The sequence below is a fragment of the Thalassolituus oleivorans MIL-1 genome, from assembly GCF_000355675.1.
GTDB classification, from domain to species: Bacteria; Pseudomonadota; Gammaproteobacteria; order Pseudomonadales; family Oceanobacteraceae; genus Thalassolituus; species Thalassolituus oleivorans.
In genome coordinates this window covers 1,233,215-1,259,710 of sequence record NC_020888.1, presented here as the reverse complement: position 1 = coordinate 1,259,710, position 26,496 = coordinate 1,233,215, and the positions used below count along the sequence as shown (strand labels likewise).

Below are 26,496 nucleotides of genomic sequence, written 5' to 3'. Positions count from 1 at the left end.
GCTTTATACGCTATTTTAGTGACGCTGTTTTTTTGCCCGCAAGCGCTGTTGGCGCTCGTAATCTAAAATTTGTTGGCGTTCGTGTTCACGTGTTTGCGAAGTCATGGCGCTGTGTGTGCCATCAAGTACGTCGGCTTTTAAATTACGCGATACAACCATCGCCATTTCAGACATGGCTTCGTAGGCTTCTAACGGGCGCTTAGCTCCCGGCAAACTCATAAAGAAACTCAATCCGGTAAACATTTGCTCGGCCATTTGTCCTGGTGCAAATACGCCCGGCTCATGGCTTTGAGCAACCGAGAACTGAATATTGCCTTGGCCATCGGCATCTTCAAAGCGATGGAAGATATTCTTTTCGCCGTAACGTAAATCACAACTATTGAACAAAAACAGTAAATCTTTACCAGAAAAACCCTCTGGATCACGAGCAATAGTATGAATCACTAATACCAATTCAGCATCAGGGCGGTTCGCTAATACTTCGGCATTTGGGCCAGCAAAATTTACCGGCTGAGAAATCGTATTTTCAGGTAGTAGGCTTTCAACTTCGTCTTCTAGATGCGGATCATTTACGGTGTCAGGATCTTCTACTTGAGGAAGGTCTGCTTCCGCCTCCGCTTCCGCAGCATCTTCAGCGTCTTGTATGGTGACATCGACTTTTGGCTGCGAAACGTTTTCTTTTTCTTTCTTTGTGGTTTCACCCACGACACGAGGGGCCGATAAAATACCGTCGGCAAACGCATCATCTGAACCCAGCTCTTCAACATCCAACAACACCGGCACTTGTTCATCCAGATTCACTGGGCGCGCTTTCGGAATTAGTGGAGAATTTGGGATTTCAACGGGCTTATGCGGAGCAGGATGACTTTCTTTATGCTTGGCAAAGGTAGAGGTGGTTTTCGGCTTGTTATAATTCGCTAGCGTGGACGGCTTCAGAGGCTGAGGTGGTTTCTGCGGCGATTTAATCGATGGTTTGACATCGTCGAGCGCTGAGAACGACACTGCGTCAGCAGGAATATCGGCTGAGTCTTCGTCTTTACCAGACATAAGCACTGCTAATGAATCTTCTTCGTCGCTATTAGCCGTATGGCCAATAACCCGAGCTTTGCCGGGCAATTCAGGATTGAAGTCATCTTCAGGAAGGTTGTGTCCGCCACTAGGGATATCCAAACGTAGTGCCTCTGCACGGGCACGTTTCATACGTCTAAATCCGTCGACTAGAATTACCACCATTCCTAATAATCCAATTAGGATCATGACGGTGCGCCAGCTCCACTCCATATTTTGCCTCTAAACCTGCTTGCCGAATGTATTGTTATAAAGTTAACGATGAAACTAAACCACGATATTACACCACGCTGGCTCAGCATGACATAACGCTATCAATCTAGTCCATGTTCAGCTTGGATGACAGCGCTGGCGAGTAGTTTCATTGGTGTGCATTATCCTTCCACCATGCTGGCAGCTTCTTCGACGTCCACAGACACCAAACGAGATACACCCGGTTCGTGCATGGTAACCCCCATCAGCTGATCGGCCATTTCCATGGCGATCTTGTTGTGAGTGATGTAGATAAACTGCACTTTTTCCGACATAGCTTTCACCAGTCGGGCATAACGCCCTACGTTGGCGTCATCCAGTGGTGCATCCACTTCGTCGAGCATACAGAAAGGCGCTGGATTGAGCTGGAAGATGGAGAAAACTAAAGCAATTGCAGTAAGAGCCTTCTCGCCACCCGACAGCAGGTGAATGGTGCTGTTCTTTTTGCCCGGCGGACGGGCCATGATACTCACACCCGTGCTCAGCAAATCATCACCGGTGAGTTCTAGGCAGGCATGGCCGCCACCAAATACTTTCGGGAATAACTCAGCAAGGCCGGCGTTCATTTTCTCGAAGGTTTCTTGGAAGCGGCTGCGCGTTTCTTTGTCGATCTTTTGAATCGCACCTTCTAAGGTGTTCAACGCTTTTTGCAGATCGTCGTTTTGCGCGTCAAGATAGACCTTACGCTCTGACTGCAATTTATATTCTTCAATTGCTGCTAAGTTAATAGCCCCTAGGCGCTGTATGCGTTCGGCAATTTTGAGAAGGTCTTGCTGCCATTGCTCGGAGTTGGCTTCATCCGGCATATTTTCGAGTACGTCTTTAAGAGTGAGCTTGTCTTCTTGTAGCTGCTCAACCAGACCTTGACGACGAATATCCAATGCTTGGCATTCCATCCGCACCGATTCTAAATCGTTACGTACTTCCAACGCGCGACGCTCAGCATCAGCGCGCTTTTGCTCTAGCTCGCGCATTTGCGTATCGACTAGCTCTAACGCATGACGAGCAGCCTGCATGGATTGTTCGGCGGTTAGGCGCTGCTCCAGCAACTCTTCTAGCTCAGCGCGTAACACATCAAGATCGGCATCGTGATCACGATTTTGATTTTCTAATATCTGTTGTTTGCGCTCTTTAAAGCGCTGCATTTGCTCAGCTAGGCGAGCAATGGCTTGCTGTAAACTATCTTCACGGCTGCGCACGCTTTGGAGTTGTAGCTGCAATTGATGCAAGCGATCTTTATTTTGACCTGCGCCTAAGCGTGCTCGCTCAAGCTGCTGCACACACTCTTGCTTACGAGCTTGTAACCGTTCACGCTCGTCGGTGTCGTCATCAATAGCCGCCATCGCGGTTTGCCATTCGAGACGCATTTCTTCGAGATGTTCTCGCTCTAGCGTTTGCGTTTCGCGAATTTCACTCAGCGACTGATCGAGTTTGTCGGTACGTAACGATAGCTGCTCTGCTTTCGCTTTCATGCCCGATAACTGCGATGACACAGCGACCAACTTTTGGCTGATTTGCTGCAGTTCACGCTGTGCGGTATCGCGTTGTTGTTCTAGGCTACGCAGGCGCAGTTGCACCGTATCGAGATCAGCCTCCCACTCTTCGACTAACATATCGAGTTCGTCGGCTTCGTCCACCAGCACTTCGAGTTCTTGCTGGCGCGCTAAAACACCGCCTTCACCATCGGCTGCACGAGCAACGCGCAACCAATCAGGGCCAAGCCAAATCCCATCAGGAGTGATTACTGATTGATGAGATTGCAGTTGCGAACGCATGGCCAGAGCGGTGGTTAAGTCATCTGCAGTCAGCACGTTAGCGAGTAATGATTCTAAATTCTGAGCGCTTTGAACTTTGGCAGCTAACGTATTGGCGGCGCTGTTAGCCGTATTGGTATTACTTTGCCATAAAGTGAGCGTGCCTTCTTTAAAACCGCCCAGCCATTGTTGCGTTAGCGCCATGTCGTCGATTAACACGGCTTGCAGGTAATCACCCAAGACGGTTTCAACGGCGCGTTCCCAGCCGCTGGTCACTTGCAGTTGCTCCGCTAAGCGTGGCTTACGCGCCAACTGATGGCTTTCAAGCCAATGACTAACGGCTTCGCTGCCCTGACCCATCGCGGCTTTTTGTAATGCTTCAAGAGTGGCTTTACGCCCCAACATTTGTTGCAAACGCTGGCGGCCATCGTCGAGCTGACGACGCTGTTTTTCGCTGTCTTCTCGCGATTGCACCAGCTGTTCTTGCAGTTCATCAACGCGGGCTTGCTGTGATTCAACTTGCAATTCGGCTTCGCTGGCTTCTTCTTGCAGTAGCAGAATTTCGTCGTTTTCTGGGTTTTCGGTAAGCTGGCGACGCTCCTCTTCAAGGCGTTCGGCTTGCTGTTGTAGGCGCACCAACTGCTGTTCGATGGTTTGCATACGTGCTTGCGCCACTTCCGCTTGGCGGGTGGGTTCGCTGGCGCGTTGGGTAAAGCTATCCCAGGATTCTTGCCATTGCTGCTGTGCTTCTTCAGCTTCTAGCAAGGCCATATTGGTTTCTTCGGCACCGGCTTCGAGCATTTCGAATTCGGGTTCTAGCGTTAGGCGTTGCTCGGCAAGAGTTTCCATCGCTAATTGGTCATCTTCGAGTGCGCGTTGAGTATCGAGCAGGCCTTTTTCTACATCAGCCATATCGCGATCAAGCTGCAAACTCAGTTGAGCTTGGTGCTCGATTTTTTGTTCGGCGCGGGCAATGCGCGAACCGACTTCGTAGAACTTGCCCTGGGCGCTGTTGAATTCATCGGTGCGAGTCATGTGCTCAACCCGCAATGCTTCGATACCGGCGTCGGCAGCTCGTTGATCGGCCATTTGGGCTTCGAACTTCACATCAAGTTCGGCAATTTTGGTTTCGCGTATCTGATATTCGCCGTTCAGAGCTTGCCACTTCAAGGCTTGCAATTGGGCTTTCTTCTCACGTTCTTGGGCTTTGTATTCGCGATATTTCTCTGCAGCCTGTGCTTGGCGCTGCAGATGCGCGAGTTGGCGCTCTAACTCGCTACGAATATCGCTCAGACGCTCTAAGTTTTCGTGCGTGCGGCGCATACGATTTTCGGTTTCGCGGCGGCGTTCTTTGTATTTAGAAATACCAGCAGCTTCTTCGACATAAACCCGCAATTCTTCTGGCTTAGCTTCGATTAGGCGCGAGATCATGCCCTGCTCAATGATGGCGTATGAACGCGGCCCTAAACCTGTGCCTAAAAAGATATCGGTAATGTCTTTGCGACGACACTTAGTACCGTTGAGGTAATAGTTAGACTGGCCATCACGGGTTACCTGACGGCGAATACTGATTTCGTTATAGCCTGCGTATTCGCCGCGTAAAGTCGAATCAGAGTTATCAAACACAAGATCAACGCTGGCTTTACTCACCGGCTTACGTTCAGACGAGCCATTAAAGATAACGTCGGTCATGGCATCGCCGCGCAAATACTTGGCAGAGCTTTCGCCCATCACCCAGCGTACGGCATCGATGGTATTGGATTTACCACAACCGTTAGGGCCAACAATACCGGTCATATTGGTATTGAAAGGCACCGTAGTAGGATCAACGAAGGATTTAAATCCAGACAGGCGTATCGCTTTTAACCGCATGGCTTAGTTTTCTTCCTGCATAGCGGCCAACACGAGACTGCATTGATGGCGGCCATAGCTATGAAATATTTTAGGCAATACGTCAGTATCCCTGCTTAACACTGCCGTGACTAGGCCACTAAAGAATTGGCGACTCAGTTCAGTTTCATCGGGGGAATGGCGTATCGACATGGCGTAGGTACGATGAATCGCTGGCTGCAAGTCTTCAAGCATTTGCGCTAGATAATCGTTGTTAGCAATCGTGAATGCCTTACGCATTAGCTCAAAGCCCGCCAAGATAAACGCATTCTTATCCTGACTACTGGCCAACTCTTGCAAGCGCATTGCCTGATCTAACAAAACTTGTTTGTTGTTATCGTTCCAATTGCGCGCCAGAAGATCCGCTAGCATCGTCAGCAAAGTAACGTACATATCGTATAGGCTGCGCACGCGATGTGGTGTCAGTTCGGTAACAATTGCTCCGCGACGAGGAAGAATGGTGACTAGGTGCCGGCTTTCTAATAACAGCAGTGCTTCGCGCACCGGCCCACGGCTAACCTCAAGTTCTTGAACGACGCGCCCTTCTTGTATGCGCTCGTTTGACTTCAAATCACCCTGAATAATCCGTTCTGCTAGATGCCCCGCAATTTGCTCCGCTAGGCTCTCTGGGGTGACAAAACTCATTCGTTTTCCTGTTCTAAACTGTGACTAAACGGTTGGCGAGATAGTATCACAGGATTCATTTTACGCATCCTCGGCCCGTTCGAATGGCAGAATCGAACTCTTGATCTAAATCATCTTTTGTTGGATTGTAGGACAATATTACTAAATAAGAAAAAACTCTACCTAGAGGATTGCGCTATGACAACGAAAACGGCAACCATTATTCCAGCGACAGACTGGCGTATGCAGCTGAAAAAATACGGCTACTTGGTGGTACTGCTACCAGCCATTCTTTGGCCTATGTCTATCTCTCTTTGGGAGTCAAATGGCGCTAACAGCGATCTTTGGTTCTTTTTCCCGCTATTTTTTGTATTTGGCATTATTCCTATTCTCGATCATTTGGTCGGCAAAGACCCATTCAACCCCAATGAAGAAATGGATGTACCTTCGATGTCGGCTGAGAAGTGGTATCCATTTTTAACCATACTGACATTGCCAGTCATGCTCGCCAACGTAACCTATGCCGGCTTTTTGTTTGTAGATGATCGTATTGGTCTTCTAGGGCAATTCGGTATTGTGATTTCTACTGGCGTGATTATGGGTATCGTATGCATCAACGTTGGCCACGAATTAATTCATAAAGACAGCAAAATTGAGCAGTGGACCGGCGGTTTATTACTTGCTTTGGTAACTTACGCTGGATTTAAAGTTGAGCACGTACGCGGTCACCATGTACATGTATCAACACCGGATGACGCTTCGTCTTCACGCTACAACCAAACCTTGTATCAATTTTTGCCACATGCTTACTGGCACAACTTTAAAAATGCTTGGGTGTTAGAAGCAGCAAAACTACGTCGTAAAAATCAGCCGATTGTTAGCTGGCACAATGAATTAATTTGGTGGTACAGCATCTCGGCTTTATTAGCCGTAGCAAGTGGCGTGTTATGGGGCTGGGAAGGTGTCGTCTTCTTCGTAGCGCAAAGTTTCTTTGCCTTCACTTTGCTAGAAATCGTTAACTACATTGAGCACTACGGCTTGCACCGTCGCAAACTAGAGAATGGTCGTTACGAGCGTACTACCCCAGCTCATTCTTGGAACAGCAATTATTTACTGACTAACTTATTATTGGTGCAATTGCAGCGTCACTCTGATCACCATGCGAACCCTAAGCGTCGTTATCAAGTATTGCGCCACTACGATGAAAGCCCGCAATTACCGGGTGGTTACGCAACCATGGTAGTGTTGGCGATTATTCCGCCACTCTGGTTTAAAGTGATGAATCCGCGCGTGGAAGCCTATTACAAAGGCGAAGAATATCAGTTAAACAATGATCAACTGTCGAAATAAATACTGAATAAAAAAAAGCCGTACTGGAAACAGTACGGCTTTTTTTATTTGCACAAACAATAAATGTTACATAAATGGATACAGCGACTTAGGCTCGTCGGTAGTTTCAGTATCGCTTGGTGATGCTTTCGCACCGGCTTCGTAACTCACGCCCACGTAAGCAGCACGAGTATTAGTTAATGGCATTTGCGTTTGTGCCATTGGTGCTTGCGGGGCTGGTGCAACAGGCGTTGGGGCTGATGCAACAGGCGCTGGGGCTGGCTCAACCGGCGCAGGCGCTGCCGCAGCTGAATAAGCCAATACTTGGTCAAATTCGGCGAAAGCCTTTTTCACCCAAACACGCGTACGTTGACGCTCCATTAATGTAAGGTGCGGTTGCGATGCATCAGCAAAGTGTTCAGCACCCCAAAAGCTAAAATTCAACTCGTCGATTTTGCGCATAGTTGCGGTGTGCAACACTGGCAAGGTCAAAATATTCAATTCTGAACCCGGTGGTAACTGCACTTGAGCAATAGATTGATCAGCAGGCCCAAAATCCAAACCGCGTCCCATATTTTTGACCACAACGCATGGCATAGATCCACCATGACGTTGTAAGAAGCCTTTTAACAAACCAGCAGAATCCATACCGTCGTCGATGATGTACCAATATACGCAGCGCACATTCATTTCTTCGCACATTTCGGCTACGCCGTTTTCTTCCATCCAGCGATTAAGAAAACGCTCGCTTTGTGCCGGTAAATCGACCACCACTTGTACATCTTGTTCTATTGCCAGCTCCATAATACGGTCGGCGCTTTCAAAGTGATCAAGATCAATTGCTTGGGTATATTCAGGATAAAAACGCGACAGTGTAGAGTGCGATTGATCAGCATCTAAACCGGCATACATCATCTTATTGTCTAAGCAATACTGTGATAATAAACGCGATACGACGGATTTACCCACGCCGCCCTTTTCTCCGCCAACAAAATGTATTGTGCTCATATCTAACTCCTTCTGATGACTCTATAAATAAAAAACGCAGTTCAATTGACGCTTGTTCTGATTTGATGCCGCTAAGAGGCGATACGATACCGTTGAAACAAGAGCATGCCATGTCATTTTTCATATATAAATGACATTGACGACATAGACCGCCTATAGGATCACATATGCCAGCAATGAGCCACCGCGATCTTGTCATGCGTTCGTATCATAACTGCAATACCGAGCCTCTAACTTAGTGATGCGATCCATAGGAAATCGCAACGAACGCTCAAAATAAAACACATTCGACATTGGAGGATCTATGCAAGTACGGACTCACTTACTCACCCTGCTCATGACGCTGGTATTCAGCCAGCTAACATTCGCCGATTCATCACACGACAACAGCCAAGCAAATGTTAAGCGTATTGGTCAGCACTTCTCAGCGGTACAATTAGGACCACGCCCGTTTTTCTTAGTAAACGACATGGACGAAGGTGCACTGAAAGATCGCCTATCGCGTTGCGGAAAAGGCCCTTTCCGACCATCAACGTTCTCAATTGGTCACCGCGGTGCCGCATTGCAATTTCCAGAACACACGCGTGAATCGTATGTTGCTGCCGCCAAAATGGGCGCTGGCATTATTGAATGTGACGTTACCTTCACCAAAGATCGCGAGTTGGTTTGTCGCCATTCGCAGTGCGACTTACACACCACCACCAATATTCTAGCAACACCATTGGCTTCTAAGTGTTCTGTTCCGCCTGAATTTGATCAAAATGGCGTGCTAACCAATGCCAAAGCGATTCAATGTTGCACCAGTGACATCACTCTCGCTGAATTCAAAACCCTTGAAGGCAAAATGGACGCTGCAAATACCGCAGCCACCAGCATTGAAGAATACATGGATGCAACGCCTAGCTTCCGCACAGATCTCTATTCCGCCCACGGCACTTTAATGACACATGCTGAATACATCGCACTAGTCGACGACCTAGGTGCAGACTTCACGCCCGAACTAAAAACACCAAGCGTTACCATGCCGTTTGAAGGCGATTACACGCAGGCCGATTTCGCTCAGCAAATGATTAATGAATATCGTTCTGCTGGCATTCATCCACGCCGCGTATGGGCTCAGTCGTTTGATTTCGACGATATTCTCTATTGGAATCAAAACGAACCTTGGTTTGCCCGCCAAGCTGTTTACCTTGATGGTTCTGAAGATGCCTCTACTAGCCTTGAGCAAATGCAGCAATGGAAAGCTGATGGCATGAAGGTATTAGCCCCACCGATGTGGATGCTGTTAGACGTTAACGAGAATGGTGACATCGTGCCATCGCAGTATGCAAAAAATGCTAAAGCGGCCGGTTTGAAGCTCATTACTTGGACGTTAGAGCGTTCAGGCCTGCTTAAAGATAACGGCGGGTATTACTATCAATCGGTGAACGGCTCATTAGGAAAAGCCGATGTGATTGATAACGATGGCGATACCTTCACTGTGCTTGATGTGCTGGCAAAACAGGTCGGCGTTATCGGCGTATTCTCTGATTGGCCGGCAACCACAACCTTTTATGCGAACTGCATGAATCTATAGCCTCTTCATACGCAATAATGAAGCGCATTTAGCCCGTCGAACTGCGACGGGCCATTACTTGCCGTAAGTATTGCAAGCGCATTTATCACTCAGAATCATTCAACGCGCCATAACTCGGATAGGCACTTCAAGCACACCGTTAATTGCGATATAGTCGTTGCCATATGGCGCGTTACTGCCACCGGACTAATACCTAATAAGAATAATGGGACGACACCAATGAAGAAGACTTCCCTCGCGCTAACAATGACTGCGCTAATGGCTGCTCACGGTTCAGCTTATGCTAGCGACTATCGCTCTGAAGCCAGTGCAACCTTTGGCCAGATCAACTACCAAAACAACGATGAGAACACGTTTGGCATCGATTTGAAGATGAACCTAGAGCGAGTTCGAACCAAGAATCGTCCGTTGGCTGAGGCTGCCTTCCTAGGCCATAACAGCAACATCAACGCGAACTATGCGCAGTTCAATAAAGCAAAAGTTGAAACACGTGGTTTTGGTGGCGAGTTTTGGGTTAACGACTTCTTCTTCGCTGGCAACTACCAAATGACAGAAGAGAACAACGACATCAACGCGCGTTTTGGTGTTGCTCTTTATCATGGTTTGCTGGTGTACGCTGGTTTAGATACCGGCGATAGCTATGACACTGATGCCATGACCTACGGGTTGAAATACGTTACGCCTGTAGGCAACGACTTTATTAACTTTGAAGTATCGATGACGGATAACGAAGAAGTCAGTTCTTATAATTTGATCACCGACTACTACTTTACGCGTGACATCGCCTTCGGTATTCGTGCCACCGATACGGGTGTAGAAGATGCCGATCCGATTTATGGTGCAGGCTTCCGCGCTTTCATCGTACCGCCAGTCAGCGTGAGCTTAGAATATACCCGTGACAATGGCATGGATACCTACGTATTTACGGGTGTTACCCGTTTTTAATACCGCTTAGTACTCTAAAGAAACCGGCATTAGCCGGTTTTTTTATACCTAAAATAAACAACGTGCACATACTCGATTCGAACATTACTGCCATTATCACTTCGATCAAGGTTGGCCAAAACACCTAGCGATGGGTAGACTCAGGGCTACTTTATAACGCTTAGGTAGGCTCCTCCATGTCGTTATCCGCAAACCGAACCTCTTTAGTTCAACGTGCGCTAAACAAGGTTGAATTACTCGGTAATCGACTCCCGCATCCGACTCTATTATTTGTTTATTTATCGGCTTTTATTCTGGTGTTATCCGCAATTGCGGCAGGATTTCAGCTGCAAGCCTTGCATCCAATTAGCGGCGAAACAATTTCTGCGGTCAATCTCCTCAGCGTCGATGGTTTGCATAAAATTTTGGCCAACACGGTCACTAACTTCACTCATTTTGCGCCTGTAGGCACGGTACTGGTTGCCATGCTCGGCATTGGCGTCGCGGAAAAAAGCGGATTATTTGATGTCGCCTTGCGAGCCAGCGTACATAAAGCACCTAGCACGTTATTAACTGCGATGGTGGTATTTACTGGCGTGATGTCGAGCATCGCAGCCGACGCTGGCTATGTTGTATTAATACCGCTCGCCGCCATTATTTTCCAAAGTGCGGGACGCCATCCATTAGCCGGAATTGCGGCTGCGTTTGCCGGAGTATCCGGTGGCTATAGTGCTAACTTATTAATTGGCCCTGTCGACGCTATGCTCGCGGGGTTATCAACCGAAGCTGCTCATCTGGTGGCGCAAGACTATCAAGTGAGTGCCACCGCTAATTATTACTTTATGGTGGCATCGACATTTCTTGTGACCTTTGTCGGCACTTGGATTACCCAACGTTGGATCGAACCGCGCTTACTCGAATCAAGCCCTATGAATACGCTCGTTGACGTTAATAATGGCGAGGATAAAAATCATACTTTAACGCAACTCGATAAACGCGGTTTACGCGCTGTAGGCTTACTGACGATTATCGTGACGGCATTATTATTGTGGGGGCTTGTACCAGCAGATGGTCTACTGCGTAATCCCGAAACTGGCAGCATTTTACGTTCTCCCTTTATTCAAGGCATTGTCGTAATTATTGCCGTTTATGCCTTGCTGGCCGGTATTGTTTTCGCCCGAGTATCTGGCCGTTGGCACAGCAACGGTGAAGCAATAACGGCCATGGAATCGGCCATGGCCAGCATGGCAAGCTACTTAGTATTAATGTTCTTTGCCGCACAATTTGTCAGTTATTTTTCGTGGAGTAATCTGGGCGCAGTGTCGGCGATTCAGGGGGCGCAGCTGCTACAAAGCTGGGATCTATCGCCAACCTTATTACTCGCGGGTTTTGTTATCATGGCCGCTAGCATTAACTTATTAATCGGCAGCGCCAGCGCCAAATGGGCGCTGCTCGCGCCTATTTTTGTACCTATGCTGCTACTGGCTGGAATATCCCCCGAAGCAACGCAAATGGCCTTCCGTGTGGGCGACAGCAGCACCAATATTATTACGCCATTAATGCCCTATTTCGGCGTTGTGGTGGCCTATGTACAACGCTATCAGCCGACAGCTGGGATTGGCACGATTATGTCGATGATGCTGCCCTACAGTGTTGGCTTCTTGATTTTTTGGTCTGGCTTAATGGTGCTGTGGTTAACACTCGGCTTACCTCTTGGGCCGAGCTAACGTAATCCGGCTATTGCCTCACCCCCTCTAGATCGTGCCAACGCAACATTTTTGCGGCGTCGGTAAATAGGGTAAACTGCGCGCCTAATATTCCTAGGACACTGTTTTATGGCCTCTCCAGCATCCGCCCAACGCATTGCCGTCATCGGTGCTGGCCCTGCAGGCCTAATGGCAGCAGAGCATATAGCCAACGCCGGATTAGCGGTCGACGTGTTTGATGCGATGCCCAGTGTTGCACGCAAATTCTTATTGGCAGGCATTGGCGGTATGAACATCACCCATGCCGAAGACTACGACACTTTAGTTACCCGCTATGGCGGCGCGCAAAGTCAGCTTAAGCCGATATTAGATGATCTTCCTCCACTAGAATTGCGCGCATGGATTCATGCGCTTGGAGTAGATACCTTTGTTGGCACCTCGCAACGCGTTTTCCCCACCGATATGAAAGCCGCACCGTTACTGCGTGCTTGGTTGCACCGTTTGCGTAGCTCCGGCGTTACCTTTCATCCGCGTCATCGCTGGACAGGCTGGAACAACAACACCCCTCAAGATGGCTGGGTATTTGCCACGCCCGATGGCGAAGTAACTCATCAGTTCGATGCTGTCGTTTTAGCCTTAGGCGGTGCCAGCTGGGCGAAGCTCGGATCGGATGGTCGCTGGTGTGAGCCGCTTGCGCAGATGCAGGTTGATATTGCCCCGCTTAAACCCACGAATTGTGGCTTTGAGATACCGTGGAGTGACTTTATTCGCGAACGTTTCGCCGGTACGCCGCTTAAAAATATCGCGGTTTCAATTACCGATAAAAATGGCAATACCGAATACAAAAAAGGAGAATTTGTCCTCAGCGAATATGGCATTGAAGGCAGTTTGATTTACGCTATTAGCGCGCCGCTGCGCGATCTTATTGATACCAATGGCGAAAAAACAGCCGAGTTTTTCCTCGACTGGTTGCCGAATATGACAGTAGAGCAAATCATCAAAAAACTCGACCAGCCGCGCAAAGGCATGAGTTTTTCTAACGTGTTGCGTAAAAAATTAAATTTACCAGCCCTCACCAATGCACTATTAAAAGAATGTTGCCCCACCCTCGACAATAATAATTCGACGGATGTTGCTAACGCGATTAAAGCCATGCCAATGCGCCCACAGCAGACGCGCCCTATCGACGAGGCGATCAGCAGTGCTGGCGGCGTTCGCTTTAACTCAACCAATAACGATCTTATGCTAGAGCAATTACCTGGGGTTTTTGTTGCCGGAGAAATGCTGGACTGGGAAGCCCCTACCGGTGGCTACTTACTGACCGCTTGTTTTGCAACCGGCAAACGCGCCGGTCTGGGTTTAGTGCAATGGTTACAGAAATAAAACGTCATTAATTTCTTTGGATTAATTTTATTCATTGTTAATCTCGCGCTTAGCCTATTGAACACACTAAATTGTATTCAACGAAAAAGCCTCCTTACGGAGGCTTCAGTCGTATTAACACATCTATTTAAAGCGTTTTAAAGAGCTGGATAATCGGTATAGCCTTTTGCACCTGGCGAATAGAAGGTCGCTTCGTCAGGCGTATTTAACTCAGCACCCGCTTTAATACGCGCCGGTAAATCTGGGTTGGCAAGGAAGCCCGTACCAAATGCAACCGCATCAAACTGTCCGGCGGCAATCGCGGCTTCTGCTTCTTCAGCACCGTAGCCCATATTTAATACTAAATTACCTTTGTAGGCTGCACGCGCAGGTGTAATAACATCCGCTTGCTGCACACCAAAAAAATCGGCGCGCATTAAATGCAAGTAAGCTAAATCGAAGGCGTTTAATTGCTCAGCCAAGTAACTAATTAGAGCGACTGGATCACTGTCTTTCATATCGTTGAAGCTATTAAGAGGCGATAAACGCACACCCACACGACCGGCGCCAAATACCTCAGTAACAGCGGTTAAGATCTCGATCAGCAAACGCGCGCGATTCTCCATCGAACCACCGTATTTATCCGTACGCTTGTTACTACCATCGCGTAAGAATTGGTCGATGATGTAGCCGTTTGCCGCATGCACTTCGATACCATCAAAACCCGCCGCTTTAGCATTTACTGCCGCTTGCTTAAATGCAGCAACCAGCTCAGCAATTTCGCTCTCGGTAAGCGCACGAGGAACCGTGTATGCTTTTTTGCCTTCAGGCGTATGAGTTTCGCCATCGATTGCAATCGCACTCGGTGCAACGGCTTCTTGGCCATTATTCAGCAATGGATGTGCTGCACGACCAGCATGCCAAATTTGCATAAAAATTCGACCACCGTTGGCATGTACAGCATCAGTGGTTTTCTTCCAGCCTTCGACTTGCGCTTGCGAATACACACCTGGATCGCTACCAAACGCTGATGTACCTGGCATAACCATAGTACATTCGGTAATTAATAAACCGGCACTCGCGCGCTGCGAATAATACTCGGCCATGAGTTCATTCGGTTGGTGCCCTTCAGCACGACAACGAGTAAGAGGAGCCATGAGCATCCGATTAGGTAGCTCAAGGTCGCCAAGTTGAATACTAGAGAATAATGCGGAATGTGTAGCAGTCATGGGAGCCTCGTCGTGCTTTAAATGTCGGCTAACTATAGGAACATCACTGGCGGCCATCAAGCGATCAAAGAGAACAATAGCGCTGGATGGCAGCAACAGTGAGTTGCAACTAATTTTGTATTGAAATTAGAATATTTGCCCCAAGTTAGGCACTTAACCGACCGGCAATAGCTGCTACACGCTCGCCATACAATCGCGCGGTTTCTAGATCACCGGCTGGAATAGCGTCGTTGCCAGCGTCCGAAGGTGACTGAACTAACACACCAACAGAACCACCCAGATTGTTAACTTCACTACGCGTCGAAGCCAACTTATTCGCCGGTGGCAAACCTAAGCTAACCCAAATACCGCCATGCTGTGACGCTAATGTCTGCAAGTAGATCATAGTGACTTGCTTATCGCCGTTTAAGCTCGCGCTGTTGGTAAAGCCACCAAAGACCTTGTCTTGCCATTCGCGGGTAAACCAGGCTTTAGACGTCGCATCGGCAAACTTCTTAAACTGCCACGGCACTGAACCCATGTAGGTTGGCGCACCAAAGATAATAGCATCCGCCGCGTTTAGAGTTTCCCAATCGGCATCGGTGATGTCGCCGTTACTATCGATTTTGATTGCCTCAGCATTCGCACCGTCGATAACAAAGTTTGCTACGTGCTCTGTGTGTCCGTATCCAGAAAAATACACTACGACTGTTTTGGTCATGTTCAAGTCCTCATAAGGTAAGCCATTCGATTGCCGTCAACACCTAGGCTTAAATAGGTATCTAGGCCATCACTGTTGCTGAAAGCAGATTAATAACTCGTACCCATCGAATCCATCTCATAAATTCGCACCAATCTTTCGAAAATTTATATGGTTATTGATAATCATTATCGTTTATGTAAGATACCACCAAATCCAAAATGACCCACCAAAGGTAATCCCATGCTCAAGATTGCTAGCTTCTTTGTAACAGCTCTATTTTTCAGTGCCTCCCTACATGCCGGAGCCGCATGTAAAGAACACCCAAAAAATGAATGGTTACACGTACTCGACATGCAGAAAAAAATCGTCAACGAATACGGCTTTGCGATTAAGAAATTTCAAACATCTGGCGACTGCTACGAAATTTACGGCTGGGGTTTAAACGAAGCCAAGACCGAGTTCGTTAAAATTGAAGTGTATTTCGATACCAAAACCGGCGAAATCATTAAGAAAAAAGAAGATTAAATGCAAACGCCCTATCAATCTTGGGACATCGTTATTCGCCTAGGGCATTGGCTAATGGCGAGCCTATTTTTAATTAATTATTGGCTATTAGAAGAAGGTGAAGATTGGCATGAGTGGGCGGGTTATGCCCTCTTCTGTATTTTAACGTTTCGCATGATTTGGGGATTTGTTGGTCCATCAAATGCGCGCTTTAGCGACTTTTTCCCCACGATTAAGCGCCTTAAATACAGCATTAACAACTTCAACCAAGAACAAAAAAAACACCTAACTGAAAATCGCCACAACCCGATTGCCGGCCTCATGGTGTTATTTTTACTATTTACCCTTCTCATCACTGCAGTGAGTGGATGGATGCAAACCTTAGATGCTTTTTGGGGCGAAGACTGGGTACAAAACCTACATGCTTGGTCGGCCGATGCCGTAATGATAGCCGTGGCTGTGCACGTTAGTGCGGTATTGATTATTCAATATCGATACAAAGTGCCCTTGATCAAACGCATGATTCGTCGTTAAAAATAAAGGTAGAGCACCGACGTCGTATCTGTAGGAGCGAAACTTTTTCGCGATAAAAAACCATCATCTACGTCATATATGTAGGAGGTACTCAGGGAAGCGAAGCGAGCAGTGCCGATATGATCTTGCCCCGATAAAACGGACACATGAATTTTCATGCTACTATTCGCTCGTATTCTATCGGTGAACAATAACCAATCCCTGAATGCAGCCGCGTTCGATTATAAAAATCATTAATGTAACGTCCCAAAGCATACTTCAATTCTTCGCCTGATTGGAAGTTCGTGCATCGGATTAATTCTGCTTTCAATGTATGAAAGAATGATTCCATATGAGCATTGTCGGTACATTTACCTGGGCGGCTCAAACTATGGAAGATGCCATGCCGTTTAAGATCCTTTTGGTATTCAGCCCCTCTGTACTCAACACCTCGATCCGTGTGCAGCATAAGTCCCTTCTCTGGCTTTCTTTTCTTTATAGCAGTTGCCAATGTTCTTTTGGTTACTTCCGTCGTTCTTTTCGTATCTAAGCTCCAACCAACAATGCGCCTTGAGTGAAGATCCATGACCGCTGACAAGTAATGCCACTGCTTCTTTACTTTGAGATACGTCACATCAGCAACCCATACTTTGTTCTTTGCTTCAGGCACGGCACCATCTGATCTCAGATTTTCACCGGAGGCAAGGAAACGCCTCATGCCGGGTGCTCGGTAGGTTACTCGAGTAACGCGCGCGATTAAGCCCATCTCTTGCATCAAGCGCGCTATACGCTTCCTGCTGACGCAAAATCCTTGGTTTTGCACTGCTTTCCAAACTCTAGGGCTGCCGTAGCGCCCTTCGACCTTGTCATACACTTTCTGAATTTCAATCTTTAGTAGTGCATCTTCACTTGTGCGGCTCGAATCTTCGCGCTTACGCCAATCGTAATAACCGCTTCGAGAGACACCGAGCAAAAAGCACAACGATTTAATCCCCAGATCTAATCCGAATCTTTCGATGAATCGATACCTTGCTGATGTTCCTCCGCAAGAAACCGTTGCCACTTTTTTAGTAGGTCATTCTCCTGCTTAAGCTTGCGATTTTCAGCTTCTAATCGCTTAACTTTCGAGAGTTCCTTCTCTTGCTTAGAAGATACTTCAGTTACTTTCTTTCGTTTATCTGCCACGATTTTGCCTTCACGATATTCTTTTCGCCATCGTGACAGCATAAACGGATGAATGTCGAGAGTAACGGCAACTTCTTTAACCTGAATACCTTCAATCAAACTCAACTGAACGGCTTTAACTTTGAATTCATTTGAGTACTGCCACGTCTTTCTTGGCTTTGTATATTTTGGCATTGGACACCTCATCTGTTAGATGTTGGTGTCCGTTAAATCGGGGGAAGATCAGTGTCCGCGTGCAGCAACTTGTTAGCTCAGGAGCTTAGCTACAAGAGCCGAGCCCTTTGCAACTTGGTCGGTTGCGCCTAATTCATTAAACTTCTCAAGCACCACTTGAAGTGAATCACTAAGAATTTCGTTAGATACCTCTACGTTCGGCAACTCTGAAAGTTTTTTCTCTATCTCTTGCGATGATCCTGCTATTTTAATGCTCGCAATCATCGCCACATAAAACTTGATATTAGTAATCGTTTTTCTTTCTAATTGAGTCTCACAATTTTCTGGCTTGAGATATGTTTCGGTTGCTTTCAGTATTTGAATAGCTTTCAGGTATATATCAATTGGTTTGTCTAAGCTAAATATTTTCTTGTATTCCACATCTGAATTTATCAGTGTCGAAGGACGAGCCCTTGCGCTATCAGGCTTCAACATCATGATAGCCATCATCGCCTGTGCCATATAAGAAATGCTAATTATCTTAGAAACAGGCATTCCTTGATTTTTATAAAAGTTCTTCTTTCTATCATAGTAATAGCCATTTGACTTAAGAAAGTCTTCAATATTTCTATGGATATCATCAGAGCTTCTTAATGATGCAGGTGGGATGGATGTTTGACTGTTAGTTGCTCGTATAATCCTGTCTCTCGCTTCTTCATCTTCTTCACAGATCACCCTTACAAGCACTGCTCTTTCATCGCCCTCGTGACTTTCGAGCTGCGAGAAGTACTGGTATATTTCATGTGATGTCTGAAGCCCATTAACAATTTGAGGGTCTTCAATTGTAAGCTGTTTACCAGCCATTACTGCTTTGGGTGTTATGATAGTCACACCATTATTTAGATACCAAAAATTCTCTGAATCCTTATTTTCAAGCGTCTTTCGTATGCCAGTATTGACGACAACACTACCTTGATAATCTCTGACATTTGATTCGAAAATGCTTCGCGCCAACGATCCAGAATCAGATATAAACTCGTAGTATTTTGACAAGCTCACTAAACATAGATAACTACCAGCGGTCGTACCAATTGGTGATTCAGCCACTTCCAGGACTCTTGAAGTAGAAGGAACATTTCTCGTCATCTCAAGAAGTTCTGATGCACCAATAAATTCGAAAGAAAACTCAGCACCTCCAAACATCTTGACAATGTCTTCCTGCAATTTCGGCACTTTACCAGAGACATTTGGATGAACATCGTCACCTTGAGTCGCGTAAAAATATCGTATTTCTATTTTTGGAAATGTCTTAGCTAGTTTTGAATAGGAGTCTCTAAAAAGCTTTACCTTGTCAATCAGGTCTGCGTTATAGCGCTCGGCATAATCGTCCGGATTGTTCGCTAGATTAAACAAGTCCTGGGCTGATTCCCTGAATTTGATTACGGCATCTTCTTTAAAGGACGCCGAAGTTTTTGACTGAATTATAATCAATTCAATATGATTTTTTTTCTGATTGGTATTTACTGATGTATCTTCTTTTAATGGCTCGCCATTAATAAATGTATAGATTGAATCAATACCACCATCTCCTCCATCACCTACTATCCCGTATGAAATGTCGTCGTAGGTAAGATCATAATTCTTAAGTATTTCAGAGGCCGAATAGATTTCAAAATACTCTGATACAGTCAGTTCATCACCAGATTCGGCGCATCGCTCCTTGATGATTTGCTCAAGAATTATTTGATCATTTGTTTTTTGAGCCATCTTTATTCCTTATTAACTTGATGGTGGTACGCCCTCAAAGGAGCTAACGCCCGCAACACCGGACGGATTTGAGATGGCTGCGTTTTTGCGGCCCTTTTGCAAAAACGAAGACAGCTTAAATACGGTCCGAGTGTTTGCGTTTGTTAAGGCATTAGCCATCGGGCCTTACTTTAAAGCTAGAGCTATGCCCCACACCAAAATTAACTCCGGGATACTTTTTTGAAAAAGCCACAATGTCTGTATATATTTTCAACACATCGCTATCAAAGGATTTGCACTTATGAAGCGACGTTGCCTGCTGTCTTTTATTCCCTTCATAGTATGAATACATGGGATAAACACCATTCTCAGAGGGTTCTACTGAGAATTCATAGCCTCCCATTTTTAAAATCATTACCCCATTTTTATCAATACTGTATTTATCGAACATCAAGGAAAAACTATCTTCTCTTTTAGAAAAGTTCCGATACCTACCTTCGTCAGATCTAAGTTCAATAAAATCAGATGAACACTCACCGCCGGACGTACTATAAAATCCATCCTCGAACCCCATAGAAAATGGGCTTAACGAAAGTAAAATTGTAAGAAAGAATAGATGCTTCATGATTGAGCCTTAACGCCGCATTCAGCGGCTTGTCCGCTGGAATGCTTTGTTAAGCATCTGGTTCAACTTCAGGATCAACGTCTTCTGTCGTTGGATCTGTTACTTTCTCAAGAAAAAAACGTATCGGCTTTGTCAGCATCTTTTTCAATTTTAGGGCTCTAGCTGTGAAAGAATCTAATTTATCAATGAGCTCTCCTAGCCGCTTCAAAACATCTGGATTATCTTTAGAAGAATCCTTTAAGTCTTGCTGATTTGCAACGACGGCGCCAATTGTTCCTTGAAGTGCTTCTTTTAACCCTTTTGCACCCTTGATTCTGTACATGCTTATAGAATTTCTTAAGCGCTCTACCTCTTCCAAAAGAGATAATCGCAATGCATCAGGAAGACTAGACGCATATACTGCGCTAAAAAGTTCTTCTGTCTTCTCGATTATCTCTTTTAGATCTTCATCGGAAAGAGTGTCTTCTGTGTAAAACGTGGATAGTTCTTCTGCGCAAAACTGCAGCCGTGTAAGAGACTCTTCAGTTAAGTGCCCTTTGACAGGCTTCCAGTCCGCTCCAAGATTCAGAGGGAAGAAGGCATTATTTATTCTGTTAAATGACTTCAGGTATAAATCATGGTTTAGATTATTATTCATCTTTATCAATGACTGAATTTCGTTTGAAAGTGTATACAACTCCACCACAGCCTTTGTAACTATTACATCGTTTTCCTCTACATCTAAAACAGTCGCCCAGACCTTACGTACCTTCTCTTGATCTGGACGGTTTTTGGCCTGTGTTAGTATTTTATGAAGTCTTCCTGCTGGATTACTTTCGTCGATCAATTATGTATCTCCATTGATTGCTTAACGCCTCAAGAACCGGAGGCAGCTTTACCGCCGTCCGTGTTACTTGTCTTGTTAAGTGTTGGATTTTGAATATTTATAGGAGGTTTTGATGAGTCCTGTGCTTGTAGTGGTTTTTGTAGGATTTCTTGTTGGGTGTGTTGTGTCAATCCTTGTTCCACTCTTAACAGATAAAAAGTGATTGCGAGGGAAAATATTGCAGTCAGTATTACACCAGAAATAGCTATATAGAAAGGTTTAGTGTTGTACCAAGGGGTTTTATCCTCTATCAATTGATGTAGATAGATTGAGGTTTTACTTACCTCAGAGATTAAATCTTTATAAATTGGATTAATATTGCCAATTTTTGATAACTGGTCTCTGCATTGTTTAAGTTCAGGTAGTGTTAATGTACCACCCGTGGCTCGTACATTTAAACAGAACGCTGAAACTTCGTCGCGTTTTTCGAGATTGTAAGTTTTCACGGTGTTACCTTTATGGAGGACACTTAACAGCTTAATAGTGTACTGGCACACTTTGCCGGTTTTGACAAAGTTCCGATTTTACCGTAACTCATTGTTTTAAAAGGGGCATATTCCATTACACTAATAATCCATTCTGTGAAAGTGTGCGCGCACACTATTTCGGTTTTGTATGGCACACTAACTTGTAAACCAAGTTTGTAACTTACTGATTTAAGTGGAGTTTAAGCTATCACCCACTGGCAAAGCGTGCAACCCGATTTGTAAAGTGTGCCACAGTTTCTTGCCTTTGTAAAAATATACTGTATATATGAACAGTATATATTTACAATTGGAGGTCACGGATGGCCAAGAGCAAATTCCTCACTGATATACGTCAGTTTATGCGCTTTAATGGGTACAGCCTTCGCGCATAAGATGCGCTCCTACAGGCACGGCTTAACTTTGCTCAACGTTTGGTTTTGCTAATTGCATTTCACCCACAAAAAAACCGGCCGAAGCCGGTTTTTTATTAAACAAATACTGTTGCGTTTAGTGACCAGCAATAAACAAATCAACACCGCGAATAGATACGTCGTCTAAGGTAATACCGCCGATTAAACCATTACCGACATATACGGTTGGCATTACAAGATCGAAAACGTTTTGGCCAGCAGCGCCGCCTTTAAAATCTATTCCTACACCTTCATCAAAAGCGGCAATTGCATAATGGAAGCTGGCTAAGCTTGAACCTGGCGTGTCGTCGATATAGTCACCACCGAGTAAGACGGCATCATATATCTGCACACCCAACATAGAGCTTAAATCGAGATCAAGATCATCAATACCAAAGCTAAGGTCACCTGTGATGGTTGTGCGATTAACCGGAAGGCCGTTGAACTGCCATTCTTGTTCTGAAATCACGGTTCTGAACTGTCCAAGCGCACCGTAGATATTCATGCTATCAACTAGCACTGCACCTACTTGGTTAGATGCGTTTTTCAACGCTACTTGGTCAACATGAATGTTGAAATCAACAAACTGTTCGCCATTGGCGCCGTTAGAGCCGCCATCAATAACTAGAGCACCCGTGCTGTCGACATCAATCGCGAAGGTGAGGTTATCAATACGAGAGGTATTGGTAACGGCTTCGCCAAATAGGGTTGTACGGCCTGCACCACCACCTAAGGTAACGCCAGAAACAGATAACGAGCCGCCATCGAATACGTCGTCATCGGTATATTTAATTTCACCAATGGTTAGATCGAAATCGAGAGTTAGATCCACACCAGCCTGACCAGTGGCATTGGACAACTCAAAGTCAGACGCAGGAACTAGTTCAGCAAAGGCAGAAACAGGTGTTAAAAGTACGAGACAGGATAATAGAGGTAATTTCACTGGCCTTCCTTGATAGTTATTATGGGCTTAGTTTACGGTTGTTAACTATTGTAATCTAGGGTCAGAATGCGCCAGAAACCAAGTTTTTGTATCAAAGCCTTCGCGCATAAGATGCGCTCTTACCTGTACGGCCCAGCTTTGCTAAAAGTTTGGTATTGCTCAACCATATTTCACCCATAAAAAAACCGGCACAAGGCCGGTTTTTTTTATTCGTCTGACGTCAGAATTACATGCGTTCCCAAACGGTCGCAATACCCTGACCCAAACCAATACACATAGTGCTCACACCATACTTACCATTGTTCTGTTCTAGAACGTTGATCAGTGTGGTTGAAATACGAGCGCCTGAACAACCCAGTGGGTGACCCAGTGCGATCGCACCACCATGAATGTTAATGCGGTCTTCAGCGATTTCTTTCAGCTTAAGATCTTTAACACATGGTAGAGATTGAGCAGCAAATGCTTCGTTCAATTCCCAGTAGTCGATGTCGGTAGTTTCTAAGCCAGCACGCTTAAGTGCTTTCTTAGTCGCTGGTACTGGGCCGTAGCCCATGATTGCAGCGTCAACACCGGCAACTGCCATAGCTACGATACGAGCACGTGGCTTAAGACCAAGTTCCATCGCTTTTTCGTAGCTCATCAGCAACATAGCTGACGCACCATCAGTGATCTGTGAAGAAGTACCCGCAGTAACGGTACCGCTCTTAGGATCGAATGCTGGGCGTAGCTTGCCTAGGCTTTCTGCAGTGGTTTCAGGACGGATAGTTTCGTCTTGAGTCACTAGGATTTCTTTACCGTCTGCATCGTGGCCGAACATAGGAACGATCTCGTTCTTGAACTTGCCTTCGTCAGTCGCTTTTTGCGCTAGACGATGCGAACGTGCTGCGAACTCATCTTGTTGTTGACGAGTAATGCCGTGCATTTTGCCCAACATTTCAGCTGTTAAACCCATCATGTTCGATGCTTTCGCAGAGAACTTAGAGGCTTCTGGGTTGTGGTCGAAACCATGTTGCATGTTTACGTGACCCATGTGCTCAACACCGCCAACAACGAACACATCGCCGTTACCAGTTTGAATTGCTTGAGCAGCAGTATGGATTGCTGACATGGCTGAACCGCACAAACGGTTAACAGTTTGTGCACCCGCTTCTTTAGGTACAACAGTCATCAGACCGATCTGACGTGCAACGTTAAAGCCTTGTTCTAGAGTCTGGTTTACACAGCCCCAGATGATGTCTTCAACGAGCGCCGGGCTTACGCCTGGGTTACGTTCGAACAGTGCGTTGATTACGTTAGCAGAGATAGTTTCCGCGCGAACATTGCGGAATACGCCACCTTTGGAACGACCCATTGGTGAGCGCACTGCATCTACTACTACAACGTCTTTTGGATTGTAAGACATGTGATATTTCTCCTAGTGCGCCTATTAACCGAAGTAGCTTTCGCCGTTCGCAGCCATTTCACGCATACGATCGGTTGGTTTGTACAGATTACCCAGTTCAGCGTACTTGTCGCATGAAGCAACGAAGTTAGCCATACCTAGAGAATCCATGTAACGGCACGCACCACCACGGAATGGAGGGAAGCCGATACCGAAGATCAAGCCCATATCTGCTTCGGCTGGTGTATCAACGATACCCTCTTCCAAGCAGCGAGCGATTTCGATGCACATTGGGATCATCATGCGCTCGATCAGTTCTTCGTTAGTGAATTCACGGCTTTCTGCAACCACTGGCTTGAGTAGGTCGTAAACGCCAGCGTCAACAGTCTTCTTAGGCTTACCTTTGGCATCAGTTTCATAAACGTAGAAACCTTTACCGTTTTTCTGGCCAAGACGGTTTTCTTCGTACATCACATCCATTGCCGACTTGAAGTCAGCCTTCATGCGATCTGGGAAACCTTCTGCCATCACTTCGTTTGCATGGTGACCAGTGTCGATACCAACAACGTCTAGCAAGTAAGCTGGACCCATTGGGAAACCGAACTTCTCCATCACTTTATCAACAGTTTGGAAGTCAGCACCGTGACGAACCAAGCCTGCGAAACCAGCGAAGTAAGGGAACAATACGCGGTTAACTAAGAAACCAGGGCAATCGTTAACAACGATTGGTGTTTTGCCCATTTTCTTAGCGTATGAAACCACAGTAGCAACGGCTTCTGGAGACGTCTTCGCACCGCGAATAATTTCTACCAATGGCATCATGTTTACTGGGTTAAAGAAGTGCATACCCAAGAAGTTTTCAGGACGCTTAAGATCAGCAGCCAACAAATCGATAGAAATCGTTGATGTGTTAGATGTGATGATGGTGTCGGGACGAACGTTATCTTCTAGTTCAGCCAATACCATTTTCTTAACTTTCGGGTTTTCAACAACCGCTTCTACTACGGTGTCTACGTTACCGAAATCGCCGTAAGTCAAAGTAGGACGAATGCGGTTTAACGCTTCACCCATTTGAGCTGGCTTCATTTTCTTACGTTCTACACGCTTAGAAAGCAGTTTGTTGGCTTCGTTCAAGCCCAACTCGATACCTGCTTCAGCGATATCTTTCATTAAGATAGGCGTGCCTTTCAAGGCTGACTGGTAAGCAATACCGCCACCCATGATGCCTGCGCCTAATACAGCTGCCATGTTAGTAGGCTTAGCCGCTTTGTCGTAATCTTTGGCTTTTTTCTTCAACAACTGATCGTTCATGAACAAACCGATCAATGCATTGCTTTCAGATGTTTTAGCCAGTTGTGCGAAACCTTTAGCTTCTACTTCTAGCGCTTTGTCACGACCAAAGTTTGCAGCTTTCTGCATAGACTTGATTGCAACGATTGGCGCTGGGTAGTGACCTTTGGTTTGGCCAGCAACGAAACCTTTAGCGGTTTCGAAAACCATCATTTGCTCTAGCGTGTCGAGTTTCAACTTAGATGTTTTCTCTTCACGACGAGCTTGCCAGTTGATTTCGCCTGCAATCGCAGATTGCAACATAGCAATAGATACTTCTTTCAGCTTGTCGGCAGTAACAACAGAATCAACAGCACCGTCTTTCAGTGCTTTTTCTGGCTTGTTCTCTGCGCCCATGCAGATCCATTCGATGGCATTGTCTGCGCCGATAACGCGTGGCAGACGAACAGTACCGCCGAAGCCTGGCATTAAGCCTAACTTAACTTCTGGCAGACCCACCTTTGCTTTGTCAGACATAACACGTAGGTCAGTCGACAAACACATTTCAAAACCGCCACCCAATGCGATGCCATTGATAGCAGTCAGGGTTGGAACTGGCAGATCTTCGATAGCGCTGAAGATTTTGTTAGCTTCTAAGCCCCAAGCTGCGATTTCTTCTTCGCTTTGCTTGAACGCTTCACCGAATTCGGTGATGTCCGCGCCTACGATGAAAACGTCTTTGCCAGAAGTAACAAGAACGCCTTTAACGTCGCTGTTACCTTGGATTGCTTCTACAGATGCCTTAAGGTCTTCCAGGGTTACACGGTTAAACTTGTTAACAGAGTCGCCTTGTAGATCGAATTTCAATTCGGCGATGCCGCCTTCGATCATAGTTACCGTGATGGCTTTACCTTCGTAAATCATCAACTGATCTCCACATGGTGGTTAGCTATTGGTTGGCCTGCTTATGCGAGCCAACAGTTTGCCGGTTGGTGAAACAACGGCTTTTGGTGTTCAGAAATCGAACAATT

Annotated in this window: 21 protein-coding genes; 7 read left to right on the top strand and 14 right to left on the bottom strand. The window is 46.1% G+C overall.

The window, feature by feature from the left end; genetic code table 11:
- Positions 1-15: 15 nt before the first annotated feature.
- The 3 genes from TOL_RS05695 to TOL_RS05685 all read right to left on the bottom strand — a co-directional run bounded on the left by TOL_RS05695 (position 16) and on the right by TOL_RS05685 (position 5,609).
- The gene (locus TOL_RS05695; protein ID WP_158505907.1) at positions 16-1,200 is read right to left on the bottom strand and encodes a cell division protein ZipA; all 1,185 of its coding nucleotides are present in this window, start codon (positions 1,198-1,200) and stop codon (positions 16-18) included.
- Positions 1,201-1,442: 242 nt separating this feature from the next.
- Positions 1,443-4,946, bottom strand: a complete 3,504-nt coding sequence (gene smc / locus TOL_RS05690) for a chromosome segregation protein SMC (protein WP_015486342.1) — start codon at positions 4,944-4,946, stop codon at positions 1,443-1,445.
- Positions 4,947-4,949: 3 nt separating this feature from the next.
- A complete protein-coding gene (locus TOL_RS05685; RefSeq protein ID WP_015486341.1) occupies positions 4,950-5,609 on the bottom strand; it encodes a GntR family transcriptional regulator in 660 nt (219 codons plus the stop codon).
- 177 nt (positions 5,610-5,786) lie between these two features.
- Here TOL_RS05685 and TOL_RS05680 point away from each other — a divergent pair, with 177 nt between their 5' ends.
- Positions 5,787-6,938, top strand: coding sequence for an alkane 1-monooxygenase (locus TOL_RS05680; protein WP_015486340.1), 1,152 nt, complete (start codon positions 5,787-5,789; stop codon positions 6,936-6,938).
- A gap of 66 nt (positions 6,939-7,004) precedes the next feature.
- Here TOL_RS05680 and TOL_RS05675 read toward each other — a convergent pair whose 3' ends face one another.
- On the bottom strand, positions 7,005-7,925 hold the full coding sequence (locus TOL_RS05675) for a P-loop NTPase family protein (protein ID WP_015486339.1): 921 nt from the start codon (positions 7,923-7,925) through the stop codon (positions 7,005-7,007).
- Positions 7,926-8,229: 304 nt separating this feature from the next.
- Between TOL_RS05675 and TOL_RS05670 the strand changes: the two genes are divergently transcribed.
- The 4 genes from TOL_RS05670 (at position 8,230) to TOL_RS05655 (ending at position 13,514) form a co-directional block, all read left to right on the top strand.
- Positions 8,230-9,501: a glycerophosphodiester phosphodiesterase family protein gene (locus TOL_RS05670; RefSeq protein ID WP_015486338.1), complete on the top strand. Its 1,272-nt coding sequence runs from the start codon at positions 8,230-8,232 to the stop codon at positions 9,499-9,501.
- Between the two features lie 219 nt (positions 9,502-9,720).
- Complete coding sequence (locus TOL_RS18220; protein WP_015486337.1) at positions 9,721-10,446, top strand: putative porin; 726 nt, start codon at positions 9,721-9,723, stop codon at positions 10,444-10,446.
- Between the two features lie 176 nt (positions 10,447-10,622).
- Positions 10,623-12,152, top strand: coding sequence for an AbgT family transporter (locus TOL_RS05660; protein WP_015486336.1), 1,530 nt, complete (start codon positions 10,623-10,625; stop codon positions 12,150-12,152).
- Between the two features lie 108 nt (positions 12,153-12,260).
- Positions 12,261-13,514, top strand: coding sequence for a TIGR03862 family flavoprotein (locus TOL_RS05655; protein WP_015486335.1), 1,254 nt, complete (start codon positions 12,261-12,263; stop codon positions 13,512-13,514).
- Positions 13,515-13,651: 137 nt separating this feature from the next.
- Here TOL_RS05655 and TOL_RS05650 read toward each other — a convergent pair whose 3' ends face one another.
- Both TOL_RS05650 and TOL_RS05645 read right to left on the bottom strand, forming a co-directional pair.
- Positions 13,652-14,722, bottom strand: coding sequence for an alkene reductase (locus TOL_RS05650; RefSeq protein WP_015486334.1), 1,071 nt, complete (start codon positions 14,720-14,722; stop codon positions 13,652-13,654).
- Positions 14,723-14,867: 145 nt separating this feature from the next.
- A complete protein-coding gene (locus tag TOL_RS05645; RefSeq protein ID WP_015486333.1) occupies positions 14,868-15,422 on the bottom strand; it encodes a flavodoxin family protein in 555 nt (184 codons plus the stop codon).
- Positions 15,423-15,644: 222 nt separating this feature from the next.
- Between TOL_RS05645 and TOL_RS05640 the strand changes: the two genes are divergently transcribed.
- Both TOL_RS05640 and TOL_RS05635 read left to right on the top strand, forming a co-directional pair.
- Complete coding sequence (locus TOL_RS05640) at positions 15,645-15,929, top strand: PepSY domain-containing protein (protein WP_015486332.1); 285 nt, start codon at positions 15,645-15,647, stop codon at positions 15,927-15,929.
- On the top strand, positions 15,930-16,442 hold the full coding sequence (locus TOL_RS05635; RefSeq protein WP_015486331.1) for a cytochrome b/b6 domain-containing protein: 513 nt from the start codon (positions 15,930-15,932) through the stop codon (positions 16,440-16,442).
- 154 nt (positions 16,443-16,596) lie between these two features.
- On the opposite strand, the gene TOL_RS05630 is transcribed toward TOL_RS05635, so the two are convergent.
- From TOL_RS05630 to fadB, 8 genes are all read right to left on the bottom strand, one after another.
- A protein-coding gene (locus tag TOL_RS05630) for an IS3 family transposase (RefSeq protein ID WP_144055335.1) occupies positions 16,597-17,780 on the bottom strand; the annotation gives its coding sequence in 2 pieces (ribosomal slippage) (positions 16,597-17,492 and positions 17,492-17,780; 1,185 coding nt in all).
- Positions 17,781-17,852: 72 nt separating this feature from the next.
- Positions 17,853-19,526 carry an AIPR family protein gene (locus TOL_RS05620; protein WP_015486328.1) on the bottom strand — a complete coding sequence of 558 codons (1,674 nt, stop codon included), beginning with the start codon at positions 19,524-19,526 and terminating at the stop codon, positions 17,853-17,855.
- Positions 19,527-19,677: 151 nt separating this feature from the next.
- Complete coding sequence (locus tag TOL_RS05615; RefSeq protein WP_015486327.1) at positions 19,678-20,130, bottom strand: hypothetical protein; 453 nt, start codon at positions 20,128-20,130, stop codon at positions 19,678-19,680.
- 49 nt (positions 20,131-20,179) lie between these two features.
- On the bottom strand, positions 20,180-20,956 hold the full coding sequence (locus tag TOL_RS05610; RefSeq protein WP_041588412.1) for a hypothetical protein: 777 nt from the start codon (positions 20,954-20,956) through the stop codon (positions 20,180-20,182).
- Positions 20,957-20,985: 29 nt separating this feature from the next.
- A complete protein-coding gene (locus TOL_RS05605) occupies positions 20,986-21,441 on the bottom strand; it encodes a hypothetical protein (RefSeq protein ID WP_015486325.1) in 456 nt (151 codons plus the stop codon).
- 528 nt (positions 21,442-21,969) lie between these two features.
- Positions 21,970-22,815, bottom strand: coding sequence for a DUF6160 family protein (locus TOL_RS18215; RefSeq protein WP_015486324.1), 846 nt, complete (start codon positions 22,813-22,815; stop codon positions 21,970-21,972).
- A 226-nt stretch (positions 22,816-23,041) separates the two neighbouring features.
- On the bottom strand, positions 23,042-24,217 hold the full coding sequence (gene fadA / locus TOL_RS05595; RefSeq protein ID WP_015486323.1) for an acetyl-CoA C-acyltransferase FadA: 1,176 nt from the start codon (positions 24,215-24,217) through the stop codon (positions 23,042-23,044).
- Between the two features lie 24 nt (positions 24,218-24,241).
- Positions 24,242-26,389: a fatty acid oxidation complex subunit alpha FadB gene (fadB, locus tag TOL_RS05590; protein ID WP_015486322.1), complete on the bottom strand. Its 2,148-nt coding sequence runs from the start codon at positions 26,387-26,389 to the stop codon at positions 24,242-24,244.
- Between the last annotated feature and the right edge of the window lie 107 nt (positions 26,390-26,496).

Excerpts from the sequence above, each read along its gene's own strand:
- TOL_RS05695 (WP_158505907.1), bottom strand. The coding sequence starts at position 1,200 with ATGAAACGTGCCCGTGCAGAGGCACTACGTTTGGATATCCCTAGTGGC.
- smc (WP_015486342.1), bottom strand. The coding sequence starts at position 4,946 with ATGCGGTTAAAAGCGATACGCCTGTCTGGATTTAAATCCTTCGTTGAT.
- TOL_RS05685 (WP_015486341.1), bottom strand. The coding sequence starts at position 5,609 with ATGAGTTTTGTCACCCCAGAGAGCCTAGCGGAGCAAATTGCGGGGCAT.
- TOL_RS05680 (WP_015486340.1), top strand. The coding sequence starts at position 5,787 with ATGACAACGAAAACGGCAACCATTATTCCAGCGACAGACTGGCGTATG.
- TOL_RS05675 (WP_015486339.1), bottom strand. The coding sequence starts at position 7,925 with ATGAGCACAATACATTTTGTTGGCGGAGAAAAGGGCGGCGTGGGTAAA.
- TOL_RS05670 (WP_015486338.1), top strand. The coding sequence starts at position 8,230 with ATGCAAGTACGGACTCACTTACTCACCCTGCTCATGACGCTGGTATTC.
- TOL_RS18220 (WP_015486337.1), top strand. The coding sequence starts at position 9,721 with ATGAAGAAGACTTCCCTCGCGCTAACAATGACTGCGCTAATGGCTGCT.
- TOL_RS05660 (WP_015486336.1), top strand. The coding sequence starts at position 10,623 with ATGTCGTTATCCGCAAACCGAACCTCTTTAGTTCAACGTGCGCTAAAC.
- TOL_RS05655 (WP_015486335.1), top strand. The coding sequence starts at position 12,261 with ATGGCCTCTCCAGCATCCGCCCAACGCATTGCCGTCATCGGTGCTGGC.
- TOL_RS05650 (WP_015486334.1), bottom strand. The coding sequence starts at position 14,722 with ATGACTGCTACACATTCCGCATTATTCTCTAGTATTCAACTTGGCGAC.
- TOL_RS05645 (WP_015486333.1), bottom strand. The coding sequence starts at position 15,422 with ATGACCAAAACAGTCGTAGTGTATTTTTCTGGATACGGACACACAGAG.
- TOL_RS05640 (WP_015486332.1), top strand. The coding sequence starts at position 15,645 with ATGCTCAAGATTGCTAGCTTCTTTGTAACAGCTCTATTTTTCAGTGCC.
- TOL_RS05635 (WP_015486331.1), top strand. The coding sequence starts at position 15,930 with ATGCAAACGCCCTATCAATCTTGGGACATCGTTATTCGCCTAGGGCAT.
- TOL_RS05620 (WP_015486328.1), bottom strand. The coding sequence starts at position 19,526 with ATGGCTCAAAAAACAAATGATCAAATAATTCTTGAGCAAATCATCAAG.
- TOL_RS05615 (WP_015486327.1), bottom strand. The coding sequence starts at position 20,130 with ATGAAGCATCTATTCTTTCTTACAATTTTACTTTCGTTAAGCCCATTT.
- fadA (WP_015486323.1), bottom strand. The coding sequence starts at position 24,217 with ATGTCTTACAATCCAAAAGACGTTGTAGTAGTAGATGCAGTGCGCTCA.
- fadB (WP_015486322.1), bottom strand. The coding sequence starts at position 26,389 with ATGATTTACGAAGGTAAAGCCATCACGGTAACTATGATCGAAGGCGGC.